The sequence below is a fragment of the Rhizobium sp. BK289 genome (assembly GCF_014193575.1).
Classification (GTDB): domain Bacteria; phylum Pseudomonadota; class Alphaproteobacteria; order Rhizobiales; family Rhizobiaceae; genus Rhizobium; species Rhizobium tropici_C.
The window spans coordinates 38013-58135 of the sequence record NZ_JACHZO010000011.1; the positions used below are offsets into that span (position 1 = coordinate 38013).

At 59.9% G+C, this 20123-nt stretch carries 17 protein-coding genes; 7 read left to right on the plus strand and 10 right to left on the minus strand.

Going from position 1 to position 20123, the window contains the following annotated elements:
- Position 1: 1 nt before the first annotated feature.
- The 5 genes from FHT84_RS21030 to FHT84_RS21050 form a co-directional block, all read right to left on the minus strand.
- The gene (locus tag FHT84_RS21030; protein ID WP_145644471.1) at positions 2 to 1165 is read right to left on the minus strand and encodes a Re/Si-specific NAD(P)(+) transhydrogenase subunit alpha; all 1164 of its coding nucleotides are present in this window, start codon (positions 1163 to 1165) and stop codon (positions 2 to 4) included.
- Positions 1166 to 1274: 109 nt separating this feature from the next.
- Positions 1275 to 1499, minus strand: coding sequence for an aa3-type cytochrome c oxidase subunit IV (locus FHT84_RS21035; RefSeq protein WP_112343281.1), 225 nt, complete (start codon positions 1497 to 1499; stop codon positions 1275 to 1277).
- Positions 1500 to 1773: 274 nt separating this feature from the next.
- On the minus strand, positions 1774 to 2529 hold the full coding sequence (locus FHT84_RS21040; protein WP_112343280.1) for a hypothetical protein: 756 nt from the start codon (positions 2527 to 2529) through the stop codon (positions 1774 to 1776).
- 356 nt (positions 2530 to 2885) lie between these two features.
- Positions 2886 to 5189, minus strand: a complete 2304-nt coding sequence (locus FHT84_RS21045) for an EAL domain-containing protein (RefSeq protein ID WP_112343279.1) — start codon at positions 5187 to 5189, stop codon at positions 2886 to 2888.
- Positions 5190 to 5418: 229 nt separating this feature from the next.
- Entirely contained in the window at positions 5419 to 6525 is a 1107-nt protein-coding gene (locus FHT84_RS21050) for a TRAP transporter substrate-binding protein (RefSeq protein WP_113250033.1), read from the minus strand.
- 296 nt (positions 6526 to 6821) lie between these two features.
- Here FHT84_RS21050 and FHT84_RS21055 point away from each other — a divergent pair, with 296 nt between their 5' ends.
- On the plus strand, positions 6822 to 7610 hold the full coding sequence (locus FHT84_RS21055; RefSeq protein WP_183764814.1) for a gamma-glutamyl-gamma-aminobutyrate hydrolase family protein: 789 nt from the start codon (positions 6822 to 6824) through the stop codon (positions 7608 to 7610).
- Here the strand turns inward: FHT84_RS21055 and FHT84_RS21060 are convergent, their stop codons facing one another.
- From FHT84_RS21060 to FHT84_RS21070, 3 genes are all read right to left on the minus strand, one after another.
- Entirely contained in the window at positions 7611 to 8579 is a 969-nt protein-coding gene (locus tag FHT84_RS21060; protein WP_183764811.1) for a 2-hydroxyacid dehydrogenase, read from the minus strand.
- Positions 8580 to 8620: 41 nt separating this feature from the next.
- The gene (locus FHT84_RS21065; protein WP_112335169.1) at positions 8621 to 9640 is read right to left on the minus strand and encodes a LacI family DNA-binding transcriptional regulator; all 1020 of its coding nucleotides are present in this window, start codon (positions 9638 to 9640) and stop codon (positions 8621 to 8623) included.
- A gap of 119 nt (positions 9641 to 9759) precedes the next feature.
- Positions 9760 to 10272, minus strand: a complete 513-nt coding sequence (locus tag FHT84_RS21070) for a MarR family winged helix-turn-helix transcriptional regulator (protein WP_112343275.1) — start codon at positions 10270 to 10272, stop codon at positions 9760 to 9762.
- Positions 10273 to 10358: 86 nt separating this feature from the next.
- Here FHT84_RS21070 and FHT84_RS21075 point away from each other — a divergent pair, with 86 nt between their 5' ends.
- The 6 genes from FHT84_RS21075 (at position 10359) to FHT84_RS21100 (ending at position 17770) form a co-directional block, all read left to right on the plus strand.
- The gene (locus tag FHT84_RS21075) at positions 10359 to 11150 is read left to right on the plus strand and encodes a creatininase family protein (protein ID WP_183764808.1); all 792 of its coding nucleotides are present in this window, start codon (positions 10359 to 10361) and stop codon (positions 11148 to 11150) included.
- A gap of 152 nt (positions 11151 to 11302) precedes the next feature.
- Positions 11303 to 12397, plus strand: a complete 1095-nt coding sequence (locus FHT84_RS21080; RefSeq protein WP_183764804.1) for a GTP-binding protein — start codon at positions 11303 to 11305, stop codon at positions 12395 to 12397.
- Positions 12397 to 13386, plus strand: coding sequence for a WD40 repeat domain-containing protein (locus FHT84_RS21085; protein WP_112343272.1), 990 nt, complete (start codon positions 12397 to 12399; stop codon positions 13384 to 13386). The genes FHT84_RS21080 and FHT84_RS21085 overlap by 1 nt, the downstream gene beginning before the upstream one ends.
- Before the next feature lie 118 nt (positions 13387 to 13504).
- Entirely contained in the window at positions 13505 to 14320 is an 816-nt protein-coding gene (cysE, locus tag FHT84_RS21090; protein ID WP_183764801.1) for a serine O-acetyltransferase, read from the plus strand.
- A gap of 417 nt (positions 14321 to 14737) precedes the next feature.
- Complete coding sequence (locus tag FHT84_RS21095) at positions 14738 to 16366, plus strand: alkaline phosphatase family protein (RefSeq protein ID WP_183764798.1); 1629 nt, start codon at positions 14738 to 14740, stop codon at positions 16364 to 16366.
- Positions 16367 to 16384: 18 nt separating this feature from the next.
- Positions 16385 to 17770: a cytochrome c peroxidase gene (locus FHT84_RS21100; protein ID WP_183764795.1), complete on the plus strand. Its 1386-nt coding sequence runs from the start codon at positions 16385 to 16387 to the stop codon at positions 17768 to 17770.
- Positions 17771 to 17827: 57 nt separating this feature from the next.
- Here FHT84_RS21100 and FHT84_RS21105 read toward each other — a convergent pair whose 3' ends face one another.
- On the minus strand, positions 17828 to 18418 hold the full coding sequence (locus tag FHT84_RS21105; protein ID WP_183764791.1) for an N-acetyltransferase: 591 nt from the start codon (positions 18416 to 18418) through the stop codon (positions 17828 to 17830).
- Positions 18419 to 18531: 113 nt separating this feature from the next.
- Positions 18532 to 19665 carry an ornithine/lysine decarboxylase gene (gene odc2, locus FHT84_RS21110; RefSeq protein ID WP_183764788.1) on the minus strand — a complete coding sequence of 378 codons (1134 nt, stop codon included), beginning with the start codon at positions 19663 to 19665 and terminating at the stop codon, positions 18532 to 18534.
- Positions 19666 to 20123: the final 458 nt, after the last annotated feature.

The window sequence follows — 20123 nt, forward strand, 5'->3', positions numbered from 1 at the left end:
CTCAGAGATCTCCCTTGTTGACCGTCGGCTGGTCGGGATCGACGAAATTCGGGTTCACAACCTCGCCGCCGTCAGTCAGCATCGTCGCCTTGATCAGTTCGTCGAGGCGGTTGAGGCCGAGGCTCTTGCTATCCTTGTCGACCATCGTTTCCAGGAAGGTGACGAGATTCTTGGCATAGAGGGCCGAGGCGCTGGCCGCGATCCGGCCCGCCATATTGGGATAGCCGATCACGCGAACGCCTTCGACTTCGGCGACCTTGCCGTATTCGGCGCCCTCGATATTGCCGCCGCGCTCGACCGCGAGGTCCACGGCAACCGCGCCCGGGCGCATCGCCTTCAGCATGTCGCGGCCGACGAGCCGCGGTGCAGGACGGCCGGGGATCAGCGCCGTCGTGATGATGATATCCTGCTTGGCGATGTGATCGGCGACGAGCACCGCCTGCTTGGCCTGATATTCCCTGGACATTTCCTTGGCATAGCCGCCGGCGGTCTCCGCCGCCTTGAACTCTTCGTCCTCGACGGCGATAAATTTCGCACCGAGCGAGGCCACCTGCTCCTTGGCCGCCGGCCGTACGTCCGTCGCCGATACCAGCGCACCCAGGCGCCGGGCCGTGGCGATCGCCTGCAGGCCGGCAACGCCGGCACCCATGACGAATACCTTTGCCGCCGGCACCGTTCCCGCCGCTGTCATCATCATCGGCAGTGCCCGGTCATAGACGGCAGCAGCCTCGATCACGGCCTGATATCCAGCGAGATTGGCCTGCGACGACAGCACATCCATCGACTGCGCGCGGGTGATACGCGGCATCAGCTCCATGGCAAAGCTGGTCAGGCCCGCGCGCGCCATCTCGGCAAGAGCGGCCTCGTTGCCATAGGGATCCATGATGGCGATAACGATCGCGCCGTTCTTGTAGCCGGCGATTTCCTTGGTCGTCGGGCGTCTGACCTTGAGGATGACATCCGCCGCCTTCGCATCCTTGACGGAGCCGATTCGTGCGCCGGCGGCTTCGTATTCCGCGTCCGGAATGCGCGATGATACCCCCGCACCGGCTTCGATCACGACATCGAAGCCGAACCCCCTCATCTTCTTCACCGTCTCGACGGAAGCCGCAACGCGCGTCTCTTCCGTCACGCTTTCCTTGGCCACGAAAACCAGATTGCTCAACAGCACCACCCCACATCGAACCGCAGCCCTGCTCGATGCAGCAGGGCAACACCTGCGAAATCAGGTCATAATTTTCAGCAAAGCCGCGGGCCGGACGGCCCTGCGTCGGTCAACGCGACAATAGGAAACCAAGGAACGAAAGAACGAGGAAAATGATAAAGCCGCCAAGCAAGCCGGCATGACCGAAAAAACCGGCCGCCATAGCAATCAGCAAAGCAGCGACGATCACCGATCCCAGCCTGGCCACGAACAGGAAACCTTTATAGGTTTTCTCATGTTCCTTGTAGTCCATGGCGGCGCCAGTTTCGACCGGTCCGGTATGATGTTCGGCCATTCAGAAGTCTCCCCTCAATTCACTCCCCGACCGGCCATGCAGGCCGGCGGCTGGAGCTAATCCTCAAAGGCTGAGGCATGGCAGATGCCGCAGCCGAATTTCCTCTATCGAGGGGTTACACAAAGCGAGGAAAAATGCAATGCACGAGAAGGTCGCACGGGCGCGCAGTCTGGAGCAAGATACCGAAAAGTCGATTTCGGACGACATCATGCTCCAGCTGCTTGATTCCGGCGCGGAATCGCATCCGGGCCATTCGACCCAAAATCACCCCATGCTAGCCGAATTGCCCGCGAATTTCGCGGCGACCGCCATTTGCCAGCCGTGCCGTCGGCAGAATGGTCAACGGAGGCGAACCGTTATCCTCGTTGCGGGAAAACATCATGCGTCTTTCATAGGGCTCCGAGTCAAAGAACGGATACCGTTGCATCAGCTTGCCCCGAATTTCCTTCGAGCGCGACGCCAGCAGCGTCAACTCGAAGCCATAGGTCTTGGTCATCCGCGGCGGCACGATCGTATCGGCATAGAAGACGCGCTTGTAGAAGGCCGCATGTGCCGGGCGGATGTGCTGCATCACGCGATCCGTGTTGAAATAGACGGCGCCGACGATCGCGGGCCGAAGCGTCAGATAGGGCAGCCCCGGCAGCTCCAGCTCGAAATCGGGATCGACGGCAAAGCGTGCGGGGTCGATCAACGTCATGCCGGCATCGAGGAAGGCGTGAATTTCCTCGGGGAAGATACCGGTCGATTGACATACGCGATGATCCGGCGTGACATGGTGTATCCGCACCGTGCTCACCAGCTCCTCGTCATAATAGACCCCGAAAATATAGGCGTGATCGTCGAAGTCGATGTCGTCGATCAAGTTCTTGGCCGCCACAGGCAAGACGTCGCGCGCCTTGTAGGCCTTGTAGCGTAGCCGCGCGACACCCTCCATGTCTTCGCTGCTTTCGATCCGGCGATATTCTACGTGATCGAGCACCTCCATCAGCTTGCCGGCAAAGCTGTCTTTCCAAGCACTCACATGAGTCATAATGAATGTTCCATGATGGTTAACGGAACATAATTGGTAAAAACTCGTGGTTTGATCAATATTTGATTTAATTTTTATTAACTATTAATTCCATTAAGGTTAATTTTTTTAACGAATACCGGTATAGGCTCGGCCGCGCGCTGCAACCAAGTTATCGTTGTTATGACATGATAAATAAGCGGATCTGCCCAGCTATCTGATCCGCACAAAACAAGCGCGGATCTTCGACTTACAATTTACACAAGCAGCCTGCGGCAGGATGATCGATTGGCCCGGATCATTATGGTGGCGTGATACGATCGCCGGTTCCCGGATTATTTTAGCGTCTGCGCAATAATACGCGTCCGCTCCTTGTATCAGGCGACATGATCCTCACGCGCACCCGGCAGCCGACGATTGAGGCCGGCCACCATCACAGCCACCTGTTCCCGGGTCACGGGTGCGGAAAACACATAACCCTGGATGATATCGGCCAGGTTCTTCTCAACGATGAGTGCCAGCTGTTCGAGCGTCTCGACGCCTTCGATGACGATATGGAGGCTGAGCGCACGGGAAAGATCGACGATGCCGCACAATAACTTGAAGCGGCGGCTGTCCGTCGTGATGTCGCGAACGAAGGACCGGTCGATCTTGACGACGTCCACCGGCAGGGAATCCAGGTAGCTGAGGCTGGAAAAGCCTGTTCCGAAATCATCGATCGCGATCGTGATGCCTTTGGCGCGCAGATCGGCAAGAATGGAGCGAACGGTTGCCACCTCGTCCATCAGGCAGCTTTCCGTGACCTCGAGATGCAACCGCGACGGCTCCAATCCCGACGCCTCGAGTGCCTCCATAACGACGGTGACGATATCGTCGTTGCGCAGATCCTGCGCTGACAGGTTGACCGAGACCGCAAGCGGCGCCGGCCAGGAAACGCAGTCCCGGCAGGCCTGGTTGATCATGAAGCGGGTGATGCCGGCAACGATGCCCATTTCCTCGGCGATCTGCACGAAGATATTGGGCGGGATCGAACCCTTTTCCGGATGAATCCAGCGCGCCAGCGCCTCGCAGCAAACGATGCGGGAGCCGTCCGGCGTAAACATCGGCTGATAGACGGCATGCAGCCTGCCCGCCTCGACAGCTTCGCGCAGGTCTTCCTTCAGTTTCTGGCGCTCGACATAGCGCGCATCCATCTCCTCTTCGAAGGCGCTGCATCCGCCTTTCAAGCGCGACTTGGCGTCGAACAGCGCCAGATCGACCTTGACCTGCCATTCCTCCGAGCGGAACTCCCTGCTCGGCATGGTCACATATCCGCCGCTGAAGGAAATGCGGAAGCTGTTGCCGTCGACATCGTAGATGCCTGTCATTGCCGCGTGCAGCGCGCGAATATGGCCATCGATCTCCGGCGCATTGTCCTCGTTCGGGAAGAACAGGACGAATTGATCGCCCACCAGCCGTGCCGAAAGCGCCGCAGTGCCCGCGAGCTCCTTCAGGCGCTCGGCTATGGCAACAAGAAGCCGATCACCGGCCAGATGCCCCTTTGTATCGTTGACATGCTTGAAGTCGTCGACATCGAGAACCAGGATTCCGATCCGGCCGTCCCGCATGCGCGCTGCAAGCTTTTCCTTGACCAGCTCGATGAAATATTCGCGGTTCGGCAGGCCCGTCAGAGGGTCATAGCGGACCATATGCAGGATCTTGCGCTCAGCCCGGATGCGCACGGTGACGTCTTCGAAGATCAGGATGACGATGCCGTCGGCGCGACGGCTGGCCGAGAATTCCAGAAATTGATCCTCGTTGAACTGGATAAGCGTGCGGGAAAGCGTACCGCTGACCAGCTGCCCCATTTGCCGGTGGATGAGTCCGGGCAAGGAGCCGTCGATGAAGGCGTTGCGCGCGCCGTAACGGAGAACGACGTCGAACTCGCAGTCCTTGAGCTGCTCTGGATGCGCGAAATTCAGGAGTTCGCAAGCCTTGCGGTTGACGACGAGGATGCGGTTCTGGGCATCCAGCATGAAGAGCCCGTGCGTCATATTGTTGAGCGCGGTATCGAACCGGTCGGCGATCAGGGATATCTCGCGCGAGGCGATGACGTTCTTGTAGAGAAATTCGCGCACGCCGTTCGCCATCGCCCGCGTCGTCAACCCGAAGGGGACGAGCATGATGGAGACGATCGCCTTGTAGAGCTGCTGCGACATCAGGCAGGCGATGATGATCGGCAGGCAGCAGGCGAGCGTCTGCAGGTCGATCGCCTTCTGGGATCCGTAGTTGCGGCCGACGATCGACACCATCGACGCCATCGTTACGGCGATGCAGATGAATTCCGCCAGCGGATCCTGCACGATCAGGATGGCATAACCGCTGCCGATGCCGAGGATGGATGCGGTTGCGGCGGCACCGATCACATAACGCGTTTCCCATTTGGCGATATCGGCCCGCGTGAAACTATGCTTGTCCGCCGCATCGAATTGCCGGAACGAATACATTCGCAAGGCAAATACGGCACCGAAAGCCAGGCAAAGCGTGAGATAGATATTTGCGCGCGTGCTCAGGAAAACGATGACATAGGTGAGGATATGAACGAACACGCCCGTAAACAGCGTTTTACGGTTTCCGAAAAGCGAACTGACGAACGACAGATAAACATCCGTCGGCACGGTGTCCGGGCTTGGAGGCTTCATTCAGACTTCCCCTGATGCGGCGGACACCCTAGTGAAAACGTTTTAAAATTTGATTGCTCAATAACACCCAACTGGACAGATTTATCAATCGTGTCGGTAACTTACATCGAAGTTAGGCTGCGGTCCGCATCGTATTAGTGCAATGATTCCCGGCTCACCCTACCTCGAAAATAATATTTAAGTCGCTAATAAATAAAACAAGATATTACTAAAGACTTACAGAATACGATCACAACTTGCCCGCTCGCTGCTGGATCATCATAAAAGTATCGAAAGTATACTCCGAAAGCTGCATCCAAAGATACGCATCTTTTTTATAGGAAACCTGATCCTCGTAGATGCGCTTGAAATAAGCGTTGGATTTGGAAAGATCCGCATAGAGCGCGCCGGCGGCCTGGAAGCACGCCTCCATGATCTCCTGGCTGAACGGACGCAGCGTCACGCCCTGCTGCACGATATCTTTCAGCGCCTGGGGGTTCTTCACATCGTATTTCGCCAGCATGTTGGTATTGGCGAAGGCACAGGCATCCGTGAGGATTGCCTGGTAATTTTTCGGCAAGGCATTCCATTTCTCCAGATTGAAGAAAGCGTGCACCACGGAACCGCCTTCCCACCATCCGGGATAGTAGTAGTATTTGGCGATCTGCTGCAGCCCGAGCTTCAGGTCGTCGTAAGGGCCAACCCATTCGGCCGCATCGACGATGCCTTTGCTCAGCGCGTCGTAGACCCCGTTGACCGCGATATCCTGTTGCGGCACCACGCCGATCTTTTCGATCACCTTGCCGGCCAATCCGGCAATGCGCATCTTCAGACCCTTGAGGTCGTCGAGCGTATTGATTTCCTTACGAAACCAGCCGCCCATCTGCGCACCGGTATTTCCCGCAGGCAGGCCCAATATGCCCTGCGTTGCGTAAAACTCGTTCATCAGCTTGTTGCCGTTGCCCTGATAGAACCAGGCATTGGTCAGCCGGGCGTTGAGGCCGAAGGGCAGCGCCGTGCCGATGGCATAGGTCGGATCTTTTTGCCAGAAATAATAGGAGCAGGTATGCGCGGCATCGACCGCGCCGGCGCTCACCGCATCGGCCGCTTGTGCACCAGGAACGATCTCACCAGCCTCATAGGTCTGAATGACGAAATTGCCGTTGGTCGCGTCGGAAACATGCGCGGCAATATCCTCCGCGCCGCCATAGATCGTGTCCAGGCTCTTGGGGAAAGAGGAAGTCATCCTCCAGGTGACCTTCGGATATTCCTGGGCCAAAGCCGGGCTCGCAAGCGTGGAGGCTGCAGCGCCTGCGCCAACGGCTCCTGCCCGCCTGATGAAGGAACGGCGATCCATCGAATTCTCCCATACGGACGGCATTGCTGGGAAACGGCGCGTTCCCCATCATGGCGCAAGCGATGGAACTAACCACGCCGCACCCAGTCTTTCAAGTTAGCTCTCTTGCACCGCATTATGGCGATTCCTGTACATCCGCATGACGAAGGGAAACAAAGCCTTATGGAAACCGCCGCACGTTGCCGCCTGCGCCGTCTTCGCGTAGATTCGTGACGTGGATAACATGCCTTTGGATTGACATCATGATCATCCAGAGGTCCCACCATACAACCGTTTCGCCGTTTCCGGAGCCTCGAATGTCCAGACCGATCATCGCCATCCCCGCCGACATTCGCGAATTCGACGGCACGCGCTGGCACGCGGTGCAGCTGCAATATGTTCATGCCGCCGTGAAGGCTGCGGGATTAATGGCGCTGATCGTACCTGCGCTCGAGGAGGGCAATGATGCGGACGCCATTCTCGACCGGGTGGATGGGCTGCTCGTTTCCGGTTCGGCTACCAATGTGCACCCATCCCTCTACGGAATGGAAGCGCTTGAAAGCGACGGTCCTTTCGATCCGGCGCGCGACGCGACTTCGCTGCCGCTCATCCGCCGCGCCATCGATCGCGCCATTCCGATGCTCGCCATCTGCCGCGGCATTCAGGAGCTGAATGTCGCGCTTGGCGGTACGCTGGCAAGCGAAATCCAGGATCAGCCGGGCATCTGGGATCACCGTAAGCCGCCGAATGTCGATCGCGACACGATGTATGCGATCCGCCAGAGCGTCTTCGTCAAGGAAGGCTCCTGCATCGCCCGCGTCGTCGGGCCGGGTGAAGTGCGCGTCAACTCGCTGCATCGTCAGGCGATCGCCGATACGGCGCCGAGACTGCAGGTGGAAGCGCTGGCCGAGGACGGCACGATCGAGGCCGTTTCCGTCATCGGCGCCAAGGCCTTTGCCGTCGGCGTACAGTGGCACCCGGAATATTGGGCCGAAACGGATTCGCCGTCGCTGAAGCTCTTCACCGCCTTCGGCGATGCAGTGCGCGATTATGCGGCTGGCAAGGAGCGGCCTCCGGTCGCTCCGTATCAGCAAAAAGCCGTATGATCAGCCTCGTGGCTTGACGGGGGTTTCCGGCACCGGCGTCACAGGCTCACCCTTGGCGAACCATTCGATGATATTGTCGGAGACCAGATCGGCCATGGCATCGCGCGTCGGCACCGAGGCGGATGCCACATGCGGCAGCAGCGAAACGTTCGGCAGCGAGAGATATCCGGCCGGGACATTCGGTTCGTCATAGAAGACATCGAGGCCGGCAGCGCCCAGCGTGCCGTTGCCGAGGGCTGTTATTAGCGCGTCGTCATCGACGGACCAGCCGCGGCCGATATTGATGAACACCCCCCGCGGCCCGAGCCCCGACAGGATTTCGGCATTGATGACCTTGTGGGTCTCCGGCGTCTTCGGCACGATGGAGATCAGCGTATCCACCGATTGCGCCATCTCTTGCAGGGTCGGGTAGTAATCGTAAGGCAGGGAGTCGCGCGGCGTGCGGGTGTGATAGCCGATCTTCACCTTGAACGGCTCCAACCTTCTTGCGATCTCCAGACCGATGCGACCAAGCCCGTAAATGCCGACGCGGCGCCCTCTCATGGAAAAAGGCGAGAGCGGAAAGGCCCCTTCCTTTGCCCAATGCCCTTCGCGCAGCCAGGTCTCCGCCTTCGGAAACTGCCGCAGCGTGTTCAGGAGCAGGGCGATCGCGGTATCGGCGACCTCGTCGTTCAGGACATCAGGCGTATTGGTCACGACGATCCCCTTCGAGGCGGCGTGCTTGACGTCGATCCCGTCATAGCCGACGCCGAAATTGGCGATGACCTCGACATTCGGAAAGGCATCGATCCAGGCCGCATCGAACCCGCCTGCGACAGCCACACCGCGGATGCGGGCCGCGGTCTCCGCATCGACCTTCGGACCGCCATCCCGTTCGACCGAAACGATATCGAACCGTTTCCCGAGCCTTTCGAGGACACGCGGGTGTATCTTCCCCGGAACGAGGATGGCGATGCGGCTGTCGGACATGGATCTTTCCTCTTGAGAGACTGTTCGGCGCCGAACCGCTGCTAACGAGCTTTGTAGGGCGCCGTGGATTGGCGGATGCGCATTTCCGGCTTGATAAGATGGATACCATCCGGCTCATGGCTTCCTGCCAGCCTATCCAAAAGCGCCCGCGCTGCAAGTCTTCCGACCTCGGCCTGACCGTTCCAGACGGTCGTCAGCGCCGGCGTCGCAATCGCCGCTTCTTCCAGATCGTCATAGCCGGTAACCGAAATATCCCGTCCCGGCACAAGGCCGGCGCGCGAAATGCCGTTCATGAGTCCGATAGCGACCAGATCGTTCCAGCAGACGGCGGCCGTCGGCTTCTGCGGCAGCGACAGGAAATGCACGGCAGCCTCGAAACCACCCTGTTTGGAGCGCGCGCCGGGAATACGCAGATTGGGATCGACCTCGATGGCAGCCTTGCGCAGGGCATTGACATAGCCCTGGTAACGGTCGCGTCCCGTCGAGGTCTGGTCGGTACCGCCGATCATCGCGATAGAGCGGTGGCCAAGGCTGATCAGATGGTTGGTCGCAAGCGAAATGCCATAGCTGTCATCGCCGCGAAAGGTCGGCAGATCCAGCGCTTCGATCTGTCGTGCCACCAGAATGGCCGGCATGCCGTTTTCTTCCGCCAGCTCGAAATCTTCCGGCGGCGTTCCGATCGCCGGCGACATGATGACGCCGTCGCCACCGAGCTGCAACAGCGTCTCGATGAAGGTCCGCTGCTTCTCGACCGAATCATAATGATTGGAAAGAATGAAGGTATGGCGGCTGCGGTCGAGCTCGCTTTCGATCGCCTTCAGGATTTCCCCGTAAAAGGGATTCATGATGTCGTGGACGACGACGCCGATAATGCCGGACCGCGATGTCCTGAGACTTGCCGCACGGCGATTGTAGATATAGCCCAGCGCGCGGGCCTGATCCTTGATCTTCTCGCGGGTATTGACCGCGACCAATGGGCTATCGCGTAAGGCCAGGGATACAGTTGCCGTTGAAATACCGAGCGTTTCCGCAATCGTAGAAAGCTTTATCTTTTGCGCCACGCACTCCCTCCCCCGTGAAACGCAGCCGTCAACATATTCCGTCGTTTTACGATTCCGGAATTTAAAATCTTTAATTAAAAGCTTTAATCACATCGTGCAACACGAATTCGCGAGGATTCTCAGAATTCCTCGTCGTCTTCTTCGTCGTCGCCGGCCTGAAGGTTGCTCTCGATCGTCTTGAGCAGACGCACGAGCGAGCGGATTTCCTTTTCGGAGAATCCGCGGGTAGCCAGTTCATCGCAGGTCGCGGCGGAACTTTCGATCTCGCTGACGCTATTGCGGCCCGTCTCGGTGAGATAGACCTTCGTCAGCCGCGCATCCTCGGCATCCGGCCGCCGTTCGACGAAGCCTTGCGCCTCCATGCGGCCGATCGTCCTCGTCATGGTCGGAGCCTTGACGCCGAGCTTCTGGGCCAGCGTACCAGCGGGCAGCCCGTCATTTGCCGCCAGCGCCAGAATGACCCCATCCTGCCCGGCATAAAGACCACTCGCTGTCAGGCTGCGTGTCATCACCGTGCGCATGGCCCGCGCTGCCTGTGTCAATGCCGGCGACAGATCGGCAAGCGTGTAGTCCCGGTGATCCTTCTTTTTACCTGACTTACTTTTCTTCCCGACCTTGTTCTTCTTGCCCATCGTGATTCCATTGACCTTTTCGCCGCTAAGTCATCACGCTATGACATTGCGCAGGTTACTGACATAAACAAGAGGCACATCCTCAGATGGCGTATCCTTTGCCATGTTTCGATGACAATGATGAAACACTGACGCCGCAGGAGCGATCAAAATGGATCGCCGTGCTGCCACTTGGCGCCTATGAGCAACACGGACCGCATCTGCCGTTCGAAACCGATACGCTCATTGCCGAGGGAATCGTTTCACGTCTCAAGGTTGCTTTGCCGGCCAAACTGCCGGTTACCTTCCTTTCCGTCGAGGCCGTCGGCTACTCGATCGAGCATATGGATGTCGCCGGCACGAAGACGCTGACCTTCGACGAGGCTATCGGGCGCTGGCTTGGTATCGCCGAGCGGTTGAGCGGGCTCGGCATCCGCAAATTCGTCATGCTGAATGCCCATGGCGGCAACTCGCCGCTGATGACCATCGTCGCGGCGGAGGCGCGTGTGCGCTTCGGCATGCTGGCGGTCGCCACCAGCTGGACCCGCTTCGGCGTACCGGACGGGCTGATCGCGCCGGATGACAAAGCCATCGACATTCACGGCGGTGATATCGAGACATCGGTCATGCTGGCGCTGCATCCGGAGAAAGTGGACATGTCGAAGGCGGCGAACTTCCCGTCGCGACAATCGGAGTTCATCAAGGGCTTCAAGCATCTGCGCGCCTACGGCCCGCATGCCTTCGGCTGGAAGATGTCTGATCTCAGCACGCAAGGCGTTGCCGGCAATGCAGGCGTCGCAACGGCGGCCAAGGGCGAGCGGCTGATCGCGCACGCGGTGCAAGGTCTCGTCGAGCTGTTCGAGGATGTCGACGCATTCGATGCGACGACGCTGACTTGATCGGCATCATGAATCGACGCCTGCTCCATTCCTGCGCAATGCAATGTGATCTTATAACATACAAAAGCCTTTGAACTGACGTCCTCAACTCCTTATATGGAACCCGACCAATATCTGCTCTCCGGGGCAACCTTCCATATTTCGAGGCTCCCATGACCGAAACAGCCACGCAAAAGCCCGTTCCCGTTACCGTTCTCACCGGCTATCTCGGCGCCGGCAAGACGACGCTGCTGAACCGCATCCTGTCTGAAAATCACGGCAAGAAATACGCCGTCATCGTCAACGAATTCGGCGAGATCGGCATCGACAACGACCTCATCGTCGAGTCGGACGAAGAAATCTACGAAATGAACAATGGCTGCGTCTGCTGCACCGTTCGCGGCGATCTCATCCGCGTCGTCGAAGGCCTGATGCGCCGTCCCGGCCGCTTTGACGGCATCATCGTCGAAACGACGGGCCTTGCCGATCCGGTTCCGGTCGCCCAGACCTTCTTCATGGATGACGATGTCCGCGCCAAGACCGAACTCGACGCCGTCGTCGCGCTCGTCGACGCCAAGCACCTGCCGCTGCGCCTGAAGGACAGCCGCGAAGCCGAAGACCAGATCGCCTTCGCCGACGTCGTCGTCATCAACAAGTCCGATCTCGTAACGCCGGAAGAGCTTGCCCAGATCGAGGACATCGTCCACGCGATCAACCCGGCTGCCCGCGTCTACAAGACGACCCGATCCGGCGTCGAGCTCGCTCGCGTGCTGAACCAGGGCGCCTTCAACCTGGAACGTGCGCTCGAGAACGACCCGCATTTCCTCGAGCACGGCCATGAGGATCATGTCTGCGGCCCGGATTGCGATCATGATCATGATCACCACCACCATCATGATCACGACCACGATCATCACCACCATGATCACGACCATCATCACCACCATGCTCCTTCCCCGATCCATGACGTCACCGTGCAGTCGGTTTCGCTGCGCGGCGGCGAGATGAATGCCGAGCGCTTCTTCCCGTGGATCCAGAAGGTCACGCAGACACAAGGCCCGAACATCCTGCGCCTCAAGGGCATCATCGCCTTCAAGGACGATCCGGAACGCTATGTCGTTCAGGGTGTGCACATGATCATCGAAGGCGACCACCAGCGTCCCTGGAAGGACGGCGAAAAGCATGAGAGCCGTCTCGTCTTCATCGGCCGCGAGCTTGACCGCGAAAAACTGGAAGCCAGCTTCAAGGCGTGCGAGGCGTCTGCCTGATGCCGACTGTTGCTCCGCTTGATATCGACGGCCACGTTCTGGCCGTCGAATTTTTAGGTGATACCCCCTTTTTCGCCAGCGCCGCCGGCGCGATCCACCGCCTCGAAGGCGGTGAGAAGGTTACCGAAGCCCATCAGGGGATGCTGACCTGCATCCGCGATCCTCATAGCGAGAGCCTGATCTCCGGCGGCGAGGATGGCAAGGTTCTGCGGATCGCAGCCGACGGCAGCATGGCGGTGCTCGCCGAAGCGCCGCGCAAGTGGATCAGCCAGCTTGCAGCCGGCCCGCAGGGCGCTGTCGCCTATTCCTATGGCAAGAGCACCTTCGTACAGCTCTCCGACGGGACGACGAAAGAGTTTCCGGAAGAACGTACCGTCGAAGGCATCGCTTTCGCTCCGAAGGGCCTGCGCATTGCGGTTGCCCGCTACAACGGCGTATCGCTGCATTGGGTCGGCATGAGCGCCCAGCCGGTCAATCTGGAATGGAAGGGCGCCCATACCAGCGTCACCTTCTCGCCGGATGGCCAGTTCATCGTCACGACCATGCAGGAAAATGCGCTGCACGGCTGGAAGATGGATGCGAAGCCGGGTGCCGAAGCCAGGCACATGCGCATGACCGGCTATCCCGCCAAGGTGAAGTCGCTCTCCTGGTCCAACAAGGGGAAATGGCTGGCCTCCTCCGGCGCACCGGCGGCGATCGTCTGGCCCTTCCAGGGCAAGGATGGTCCGATGGGCAAGGCGCCGTTGGAGCTCGGCACCCGCGCCAACATCATGGCGACTTCGGTGAAGTTCCACCCCGTCGAGGATATCCTCGCCATCGGCTTTATCGATGGCATGATCCTTGCGGTGCGCATCGGCGACGCCAAGGAAGCGCTCTTGCGACGGCCCGGCAAGGGTGCCATTACGTCGATGAGCTGGAGCAAATCCGGCAAGCTGCTCGCCTTCGCCTCCGAAGCCGGCGACTGCGGCGTCGTCGACATCTCCGGTTAAGGCAATTCAAGGAAAAGTGCGCAGCGGTTTTCCGTCCGGAATTGCGTGAAAACAATGAGACAGAGCAGTTCATGGATACCGTGGATCGCTGAACTGCTCTAAGCAGAGAGACAGGATCATGCCCCAGTCAGGAACGGCAATCGCCGGAAATGCGCCTAAACCAGCCGAAAACGTCTGGGATGTGATCCGTTGCGAAGCCGCCGAACTGGCGGCGCGCGAGCCGACGCTTGCGCCGCTGCTGCAGGCGCAATTGCTTGCCGGAAACTCCGAGGCCGAAAGCCTTGCCAACGTATTGGCCGCTAGGCTTTGCGTCGTCAGGATCGAGCACGGCGACATGCTTTCTCTGCTATCCGACGTACTGAGGCGATATCCCGCCATCCTGCAAGCAACGGAAGCGGATCTTGTCGCGGTGCGAACCCGCGACCCCGCCTGCACAACCTACCTGCATGCTCTTCTGAACTTGAAGGGTTTTCATGCCCTGCAGACGCACCGCATCGCCCATGCGCTCTGGACGGAAGGCCGCAAGGAAATTGCGAGCTGGCTCTCCAATCTCGTCTCGCTCGTCTTTGGCCCGGATATCCATCCGGCCGCGAAGATCGGCACCTCGATCATGCTCGACCATGGCTCCGGCATCGTCATCGGCGAAACTGCCGTGATAGAGGATGAGGTTTCCATCCTGCAGAACGTCACGCTCGGCGGCACCGGCAAGGAGAGCGGCGACCGTCACCCGAAGATCCGTCACGGCGTGATGATCGGCGCCGGCGCCAAGATCCTCGGCAATATCGAAGTTGGCGCCTTCAGCAAGGTTGCCGCGGGCAGCGTCGTGGTCAAACCCGTGCCGCCGCACTGCACCGTCGCAGGCGTGCCTGCCGTGGTCGTGCGCATCCATCGCGCCGACGAGATCCCGGCTGAGACGATGGATCAGAATATCTGATTTCAGCTGGGACTGTGGCCACCTCCTGGTTCAAGGCATCGTCGTTTTCGCCGCGCTTAACGGCGCTGCACCTCACCATGAGGTGAAGCAAGTTCCGTGGCGAGGCGCGCAAATCGGCCCTCGTGCTGAGGAGGCCCGAAGGGCCGTCTCGAAGCACGAGAGCGGGTGAGGAAACAACCGCAGGCAGTCCGTGACATAAGGTAGCACCGTAAACGCTCCAGACAGGCGACTCGTACCGTTCCGCATCCAGCACAGCAGAATCAAGTGCTTGCCGAAGATGCGATATCAACGGCTGAATCGCCTGCCCGTCACCCTTCATGGAACTGTCATGCTCCATTGATAGCTCGAAAGGGTTCTCTATGCCCGGCGTGGCGCAAATGCGCCGGAGCAATGCCCCCACTCGAAGAGGATATGACGATGATCAGTCTTTCACGTGGCGCCGCGCTTATCGCCGGCAGCGCGCTTACCCTTGTTTTGCTCTGTTCCGCCGCCGGTGCCACTGACCTAAGCCCGGCACCGAATACCGCGACGCCCATCAAGCATCTTGTCGTGATCTTCCAGGAAAACGTCTCCTTCGACCATTATTTCGCGACCTATCCCAAGGCAGCGAATGTCGATGGCGAACCGGCATTCAAGGCGGCAGACAACACGCCAACCGATATCAACACGCTCGCCAATGCCGGTCTTCTCGACAACAACCCGAACAAGACCAACACGGCAAACGGCGCCGATGCGGCGGCGCCCTTCCGGCTCGATCGTACGCAGGCGGCGACCCAGTCACAGAACCACGGCTATACCGCCGAACAGGCCGCCTACAACAACTTCGCTATGGACCTTTTCCCAGCCAATACCGGCCGTGGCACCAAGGGTGCCGCCGGTGCCTTCGGCACCAAAGGGCAGGTCATGGGCTATTATGACGGCAACACCGTCACGGCCTTTTGGAATTATGCCCAGCATTACGCGCTGAACGACAATTCCTTCTCCACCAATTTCGGCCCCTCGACCCCTGGCGCGCTGAACCTGATTTCCGGCCAGACCAACGGCGCCATCCTGCCGCCCGGCTACACACTGGAAAGCGACGGCACCTATTCCAAGGGCCGCATCGTGCCTGACGGCAATGGCGGCTGGACCGCGATCAGCGATTTCGACCCGACCGGCGACGTCTGCTCGGTCGGCCAGACGGCGCTGATGTACGGCAAGAACATCGGCGACATGCTGAACGATCACAAGATCACCTGGGGCTTCTTCGAGGGTGGCTTCGACCTGTCGCTGACCAACCCGGACGGCACGACAGGTTGCAAGCGCGCGACCACGTCGACCATCACCAAGGTCAACTACGCCGACTACATTCCGCATCACCAGCCGTTCCAATATTATGCCTCGACCGCCAACCCGACGCATGCGCGCCCCTCTTCGGTGGCGGCGATCGGGACGACCGATGCGGCAAACCACCAGTACGACATGACCGACTTCTATGCGGCGCTGAAGAACGGCAACATGCCGACGGTCAGCTTCCTGAAGGCACCTGCCTATCAGGACGGCCATGCCGGCTATTCCGATCCGCTCGACGAACAGGAATTCGTAACTGAGGTAGTCAACACCGTGCAGAATTCGCCGGATTGGAAGGACACCGCCATCATTATCCTCTACGACGATTCCGATGGCTGGTATGATCATGCCCATGCGGTCGTCAATCCGTCGAAAATCCCGGTCAAAGGCTATGACGTGCTGAGTGGCGACAGCTGCTCCACCGGCACCGCCCTCCCCGGCGTCAATGGCCAGCCGGCGCAGGGACGCTGCGGCTACGGCACGCGCCAGCCGCTGCTTGTGATTTCACCCTACGCCAAGGTCAACTTCGTCGATCACACGCTGACGGACCAGACCTCCGTCATGCGCTTCATCGAGGACAACTGGATGGCCGGCGCCCGCCTCGGCGGCGGCTCCTTCGATGTGCTCTCGGGCTCGCTGAACACCATGTTCGACTGGTCCAAGGGTGACGCGCCGAAGCTGATCCTCGATCCAAAGACCGGCAACCAGGCATCGTAAAACCAAAGGGGAGACGGAATGCCCGTTCAGATCAGCCACCGTCTCCTGCCGCTCCTCGCACTCGCGGGCCTATCGCTTGCGGGTGCGGCTGTCGGCATGGCAAGCGAACCGGCCGCCAGTGCTTCGGCAACCGATGGCTATGATGAACAGGCGCCACTGAGCGCGGTGGCGCAGCTCGGCAAGAAGCTGTTCTTCGATCCGTCGCTGTCCGGTGGCGGCCAGATGTCTTGCGCCACCTGCCATGACCCGGCCAACCACTATGCGCCGGCCAATGGCCTCGCCGTCCAGCTCGGTGGCCCGCATCTCGATCAGCCGGGCGTCCGCGCGGTGCCCAGCCTCGCCTACAAGATGTCGACGCCATCCTTCTCGATAGGCGAGGAGAGCGCTGCCGACGAGGCCGCGGAAGCCTCGCCGATGGCCGAAGCATCGGGCGTGGCTCTCGCCAATGCCCCCGCGGCCGTCACCGGCCCGCTGGCGGCAGAGGCCGTCGTCAAGGCCGATGCGGCAGCCGCAGCAAACCTCGTGCCGCAGGGCGGCATGTTCTGGGATGGGCGAGTGGATTCACTGGAGGAACAGGCCCTGCAGCCGATGATCTCACCCTTCGAAATGGCGAATGCCGATGCCGCCATCGTCTATGCCAAGCTCAAGAAGGGTTACGGCAAGGATATTTCGGCGCTCTTCGGCGACAATGTCCTCAACGATCAGGATATGACCATTTCAGAGGTAGGCTTCGCACTTGCCCGCTATCAGATCGAGGAAAACTCCTTCCATCCCTATACGAGCAAGTATGATTATTACCTGCGCGGCAAGTCAGTGCTGACGGATGCGGAAGCGCGGGGATTGAAGCTGTTCGACGATGCGAACAAGGGCAACTGCGCCTCCTGCCATCTCGACAAGATGACCGGCGACGGGCAGATGCCCAACTTCACCGATTTCGAGTTCGAGGCGCTCGGCGCACCGCGCAATCCGGCCATTCCGGCCAATGCCGATGCCCATTACTACGACACCGGTATTTGCGGCCCGCTGCGCAACGACGCCTATTCCGCCCAGCAGCAGAATTGCGGCCTGTTCAAGACGCCGACGCTGCGCAACGTCGCCACCCGACATGTCTTCTTCCACAATGGCGTCTATCGGAACCTCGAGGATGTCACCCGCTTCTATGTCAAGCGCGACACCAATCCGGGGGAAATCTATCCGAAGGATGCGAGCGGCAAGGTCCTGAAATATGATGACCTGCCAGCGCAGTATCGGGCCAATATCGATGTCATCGACGCGCCGATGAACCGCAAGCCCGGCGATGCCCCAGCGCTCAACGACGCCGAGATCGCCGATGTCGTCGCCTTCCTGAAAACGCTGACGGACGGATACGACCCGGCGAAGGAGGGCATGAAGGCCGCTAAATAAAAAAGCCTCCACCTGGACAGGCGGAGGCTTTTGATATTCCAGGACTCTTCGGGCGCTTTACGCAGCCTTTGCTATCGGCGGCTGGGCAAGCTTGCGGCCGCTGGCAACGACCATGCCGGCGGCACTGTCGAGCCAACCGTCTTTGAGTTCGAGAGCCAGGAAGCGCTCGCGCTGGAACGGACCGGGCATGACGAGATGCCGCGTCTTTGCGGCGAAGAAGCCGAAACGCTCGTAATAAGGCGCATCGCCGACCAGCAGGATCGCGCCGTGGCCGCGCTTCTTGGCCTCCAGGATGGCAGCGCGCATCAGCGCCGAACCGATGCCTTTGCCTTCATAGGCGGGATCGATCGCCAGCGGGCCGAGCAGCAACCCATCGACCGGGCGCGTCTCGCGATCGACGCCGGCTTCGATGTTCCAGAGACGAACCGTGCCGATGACATGGTCGCCGCGATCGCGCGCGACCAGTGCCAGGCCTTCGGCCGGAACGCGGCCCTGACGCAGCTTTTCCGACGACTTCTTGCGGCGGTCGGGACCCATGGCGCGATCCAGCAGGTTTTCGCGCGCAACGACATCGCCTGCGTTTTCCAGGTCGAGAGTGAATGTGGACGGCGCAAAGAATGCGCGGACAGAATCAAGAACAGCGGCCATCTCGGCCTCCCGTGCCCAATACCGTTATCAGCGGTGGTGACAAACTATTGTGAGGGTGCCGCCCCGGCTGGCTACGGGGGCAGCTTTGTCGAACTTCAGATCCCTGCCGGACCTCAGATGATGTAAGCCTTCAACGGGTCGAAGCCGTTGAACGACACAGCCGAGTAGGTCGTGGTGTAGGCGCCGGTGCCTTCAATCAGGACCTCGTCGCCAATGGTGAGCGACACCGGCAGCGGATAGAGGTTCTTCTCATAGAGCACGTCGGCCGAATCGCAGGTCGGACCGGCGATGACGCAAGGTTCCATCTCGTCGCCGTCGCGCGTCGTGCGGATCGGGTAACGGATCGCCTCGTCCATGGTTTCGGCGAGACCGCCGAACTTGCCGATGTCAAGGAAGACCCAGCGAGCGGCGTCATTGTCCGACTTCTTGGAGATCAGAACGACTTCAGCCTTGATCACGCCGGCATTGCCGACCATGCCGCGGCCCGGTTCGATGATCGTGTGCGGGATCTGGTTGCCGAAATGGGCACGCAGAGACGCAAAGATCGCCTTGCCATAGGCTTCGGCCGAGGGAACGTCGCGCAGGTATTTGGTCGGGAAACCGCCGCCCATGTTGACCATCTGCAGGTGGATGCCCTGCTTGGCGAGCGAGACGAAAACGCGCTTGGCATCGGCAAGAGCATTGTCCCAGGCATCGACTTTGGTCATCTGCGAGCCGACGTGGAAAGACACGCCGTAGGATTCCAGACCGAGCTGGTGGGCGTAGACGAGAACGTCGACGGCCATCTGCGGGACGCAACCGAACTTGCGCGACAGCGGCCATTCCGCACCTTCGCCATCGGTCAGGACGCGGCAGAACACGCGGGCGCCGGGGGCCGCACGCGAGATCTTTTCGACTTCCTCGTGGCTGTCGACGGCGAAGAGGTTGATACCGAGTGCATGCGCACGGGCGATATCGCGCTCCTTCTTGATGGTGTTGCCGTAGGAGATACGCTCAGCGGTCGCACCGGCATCGAGCGCCATTTCGATTTCGGCGACGGACGCGCAATCGAAGTTGGAGCCGAGGCTGGCGAGCAGGCGCAGCACTTCCGGAGCCGGATTGGCCTTGACGGCATAATAGATGGCGCTGTCCGGCATGGCATGACGGAAGGCGTGAAAATTGTCGCGGACGACATCGAGATCGACCACCAGGCAAGGACCGTCCGGACGTCGGGCAGCGAGGAAATCGCGAATACGTTGCGTGGTCATGTCAATTCCCTTTCAATTCCAAAGGCTCCGGGGAAGACCCAGAGGACAAAGGGCGACGCTCATTCGCTCAGGAACCAGCCGGTGGAGACCCCGGTACCGTGCAAATGCGCGAAGCGCGGATGATGAACGAGTGCCGCAAGCGGCGCTAATTCGCTTTGTCTGCCATGGATTGGAGGGAAGATCCCAACCGCACTTCCGGCAATGAAGGTGTGCCTCTTCAGTAACCCCGGCTGATGGAAAGCCGGGAGAGAACAAAAAGGCCCGCACCGTCGTTGCTTCAGATGTCCTCGCATTTTCCGGTTGGCCGGAATAGCGACTGGAGGGGTTAATTCCAGGTACCTTACCGATTTTCTCACCACATCGAGGATCGGCGGACACCCACGGGCACGTGCGACTTTGGGCTGACCCCGAAATAGGAATATTCGCCGACATAATCAAGAAAATTTTTCTTCCATGCC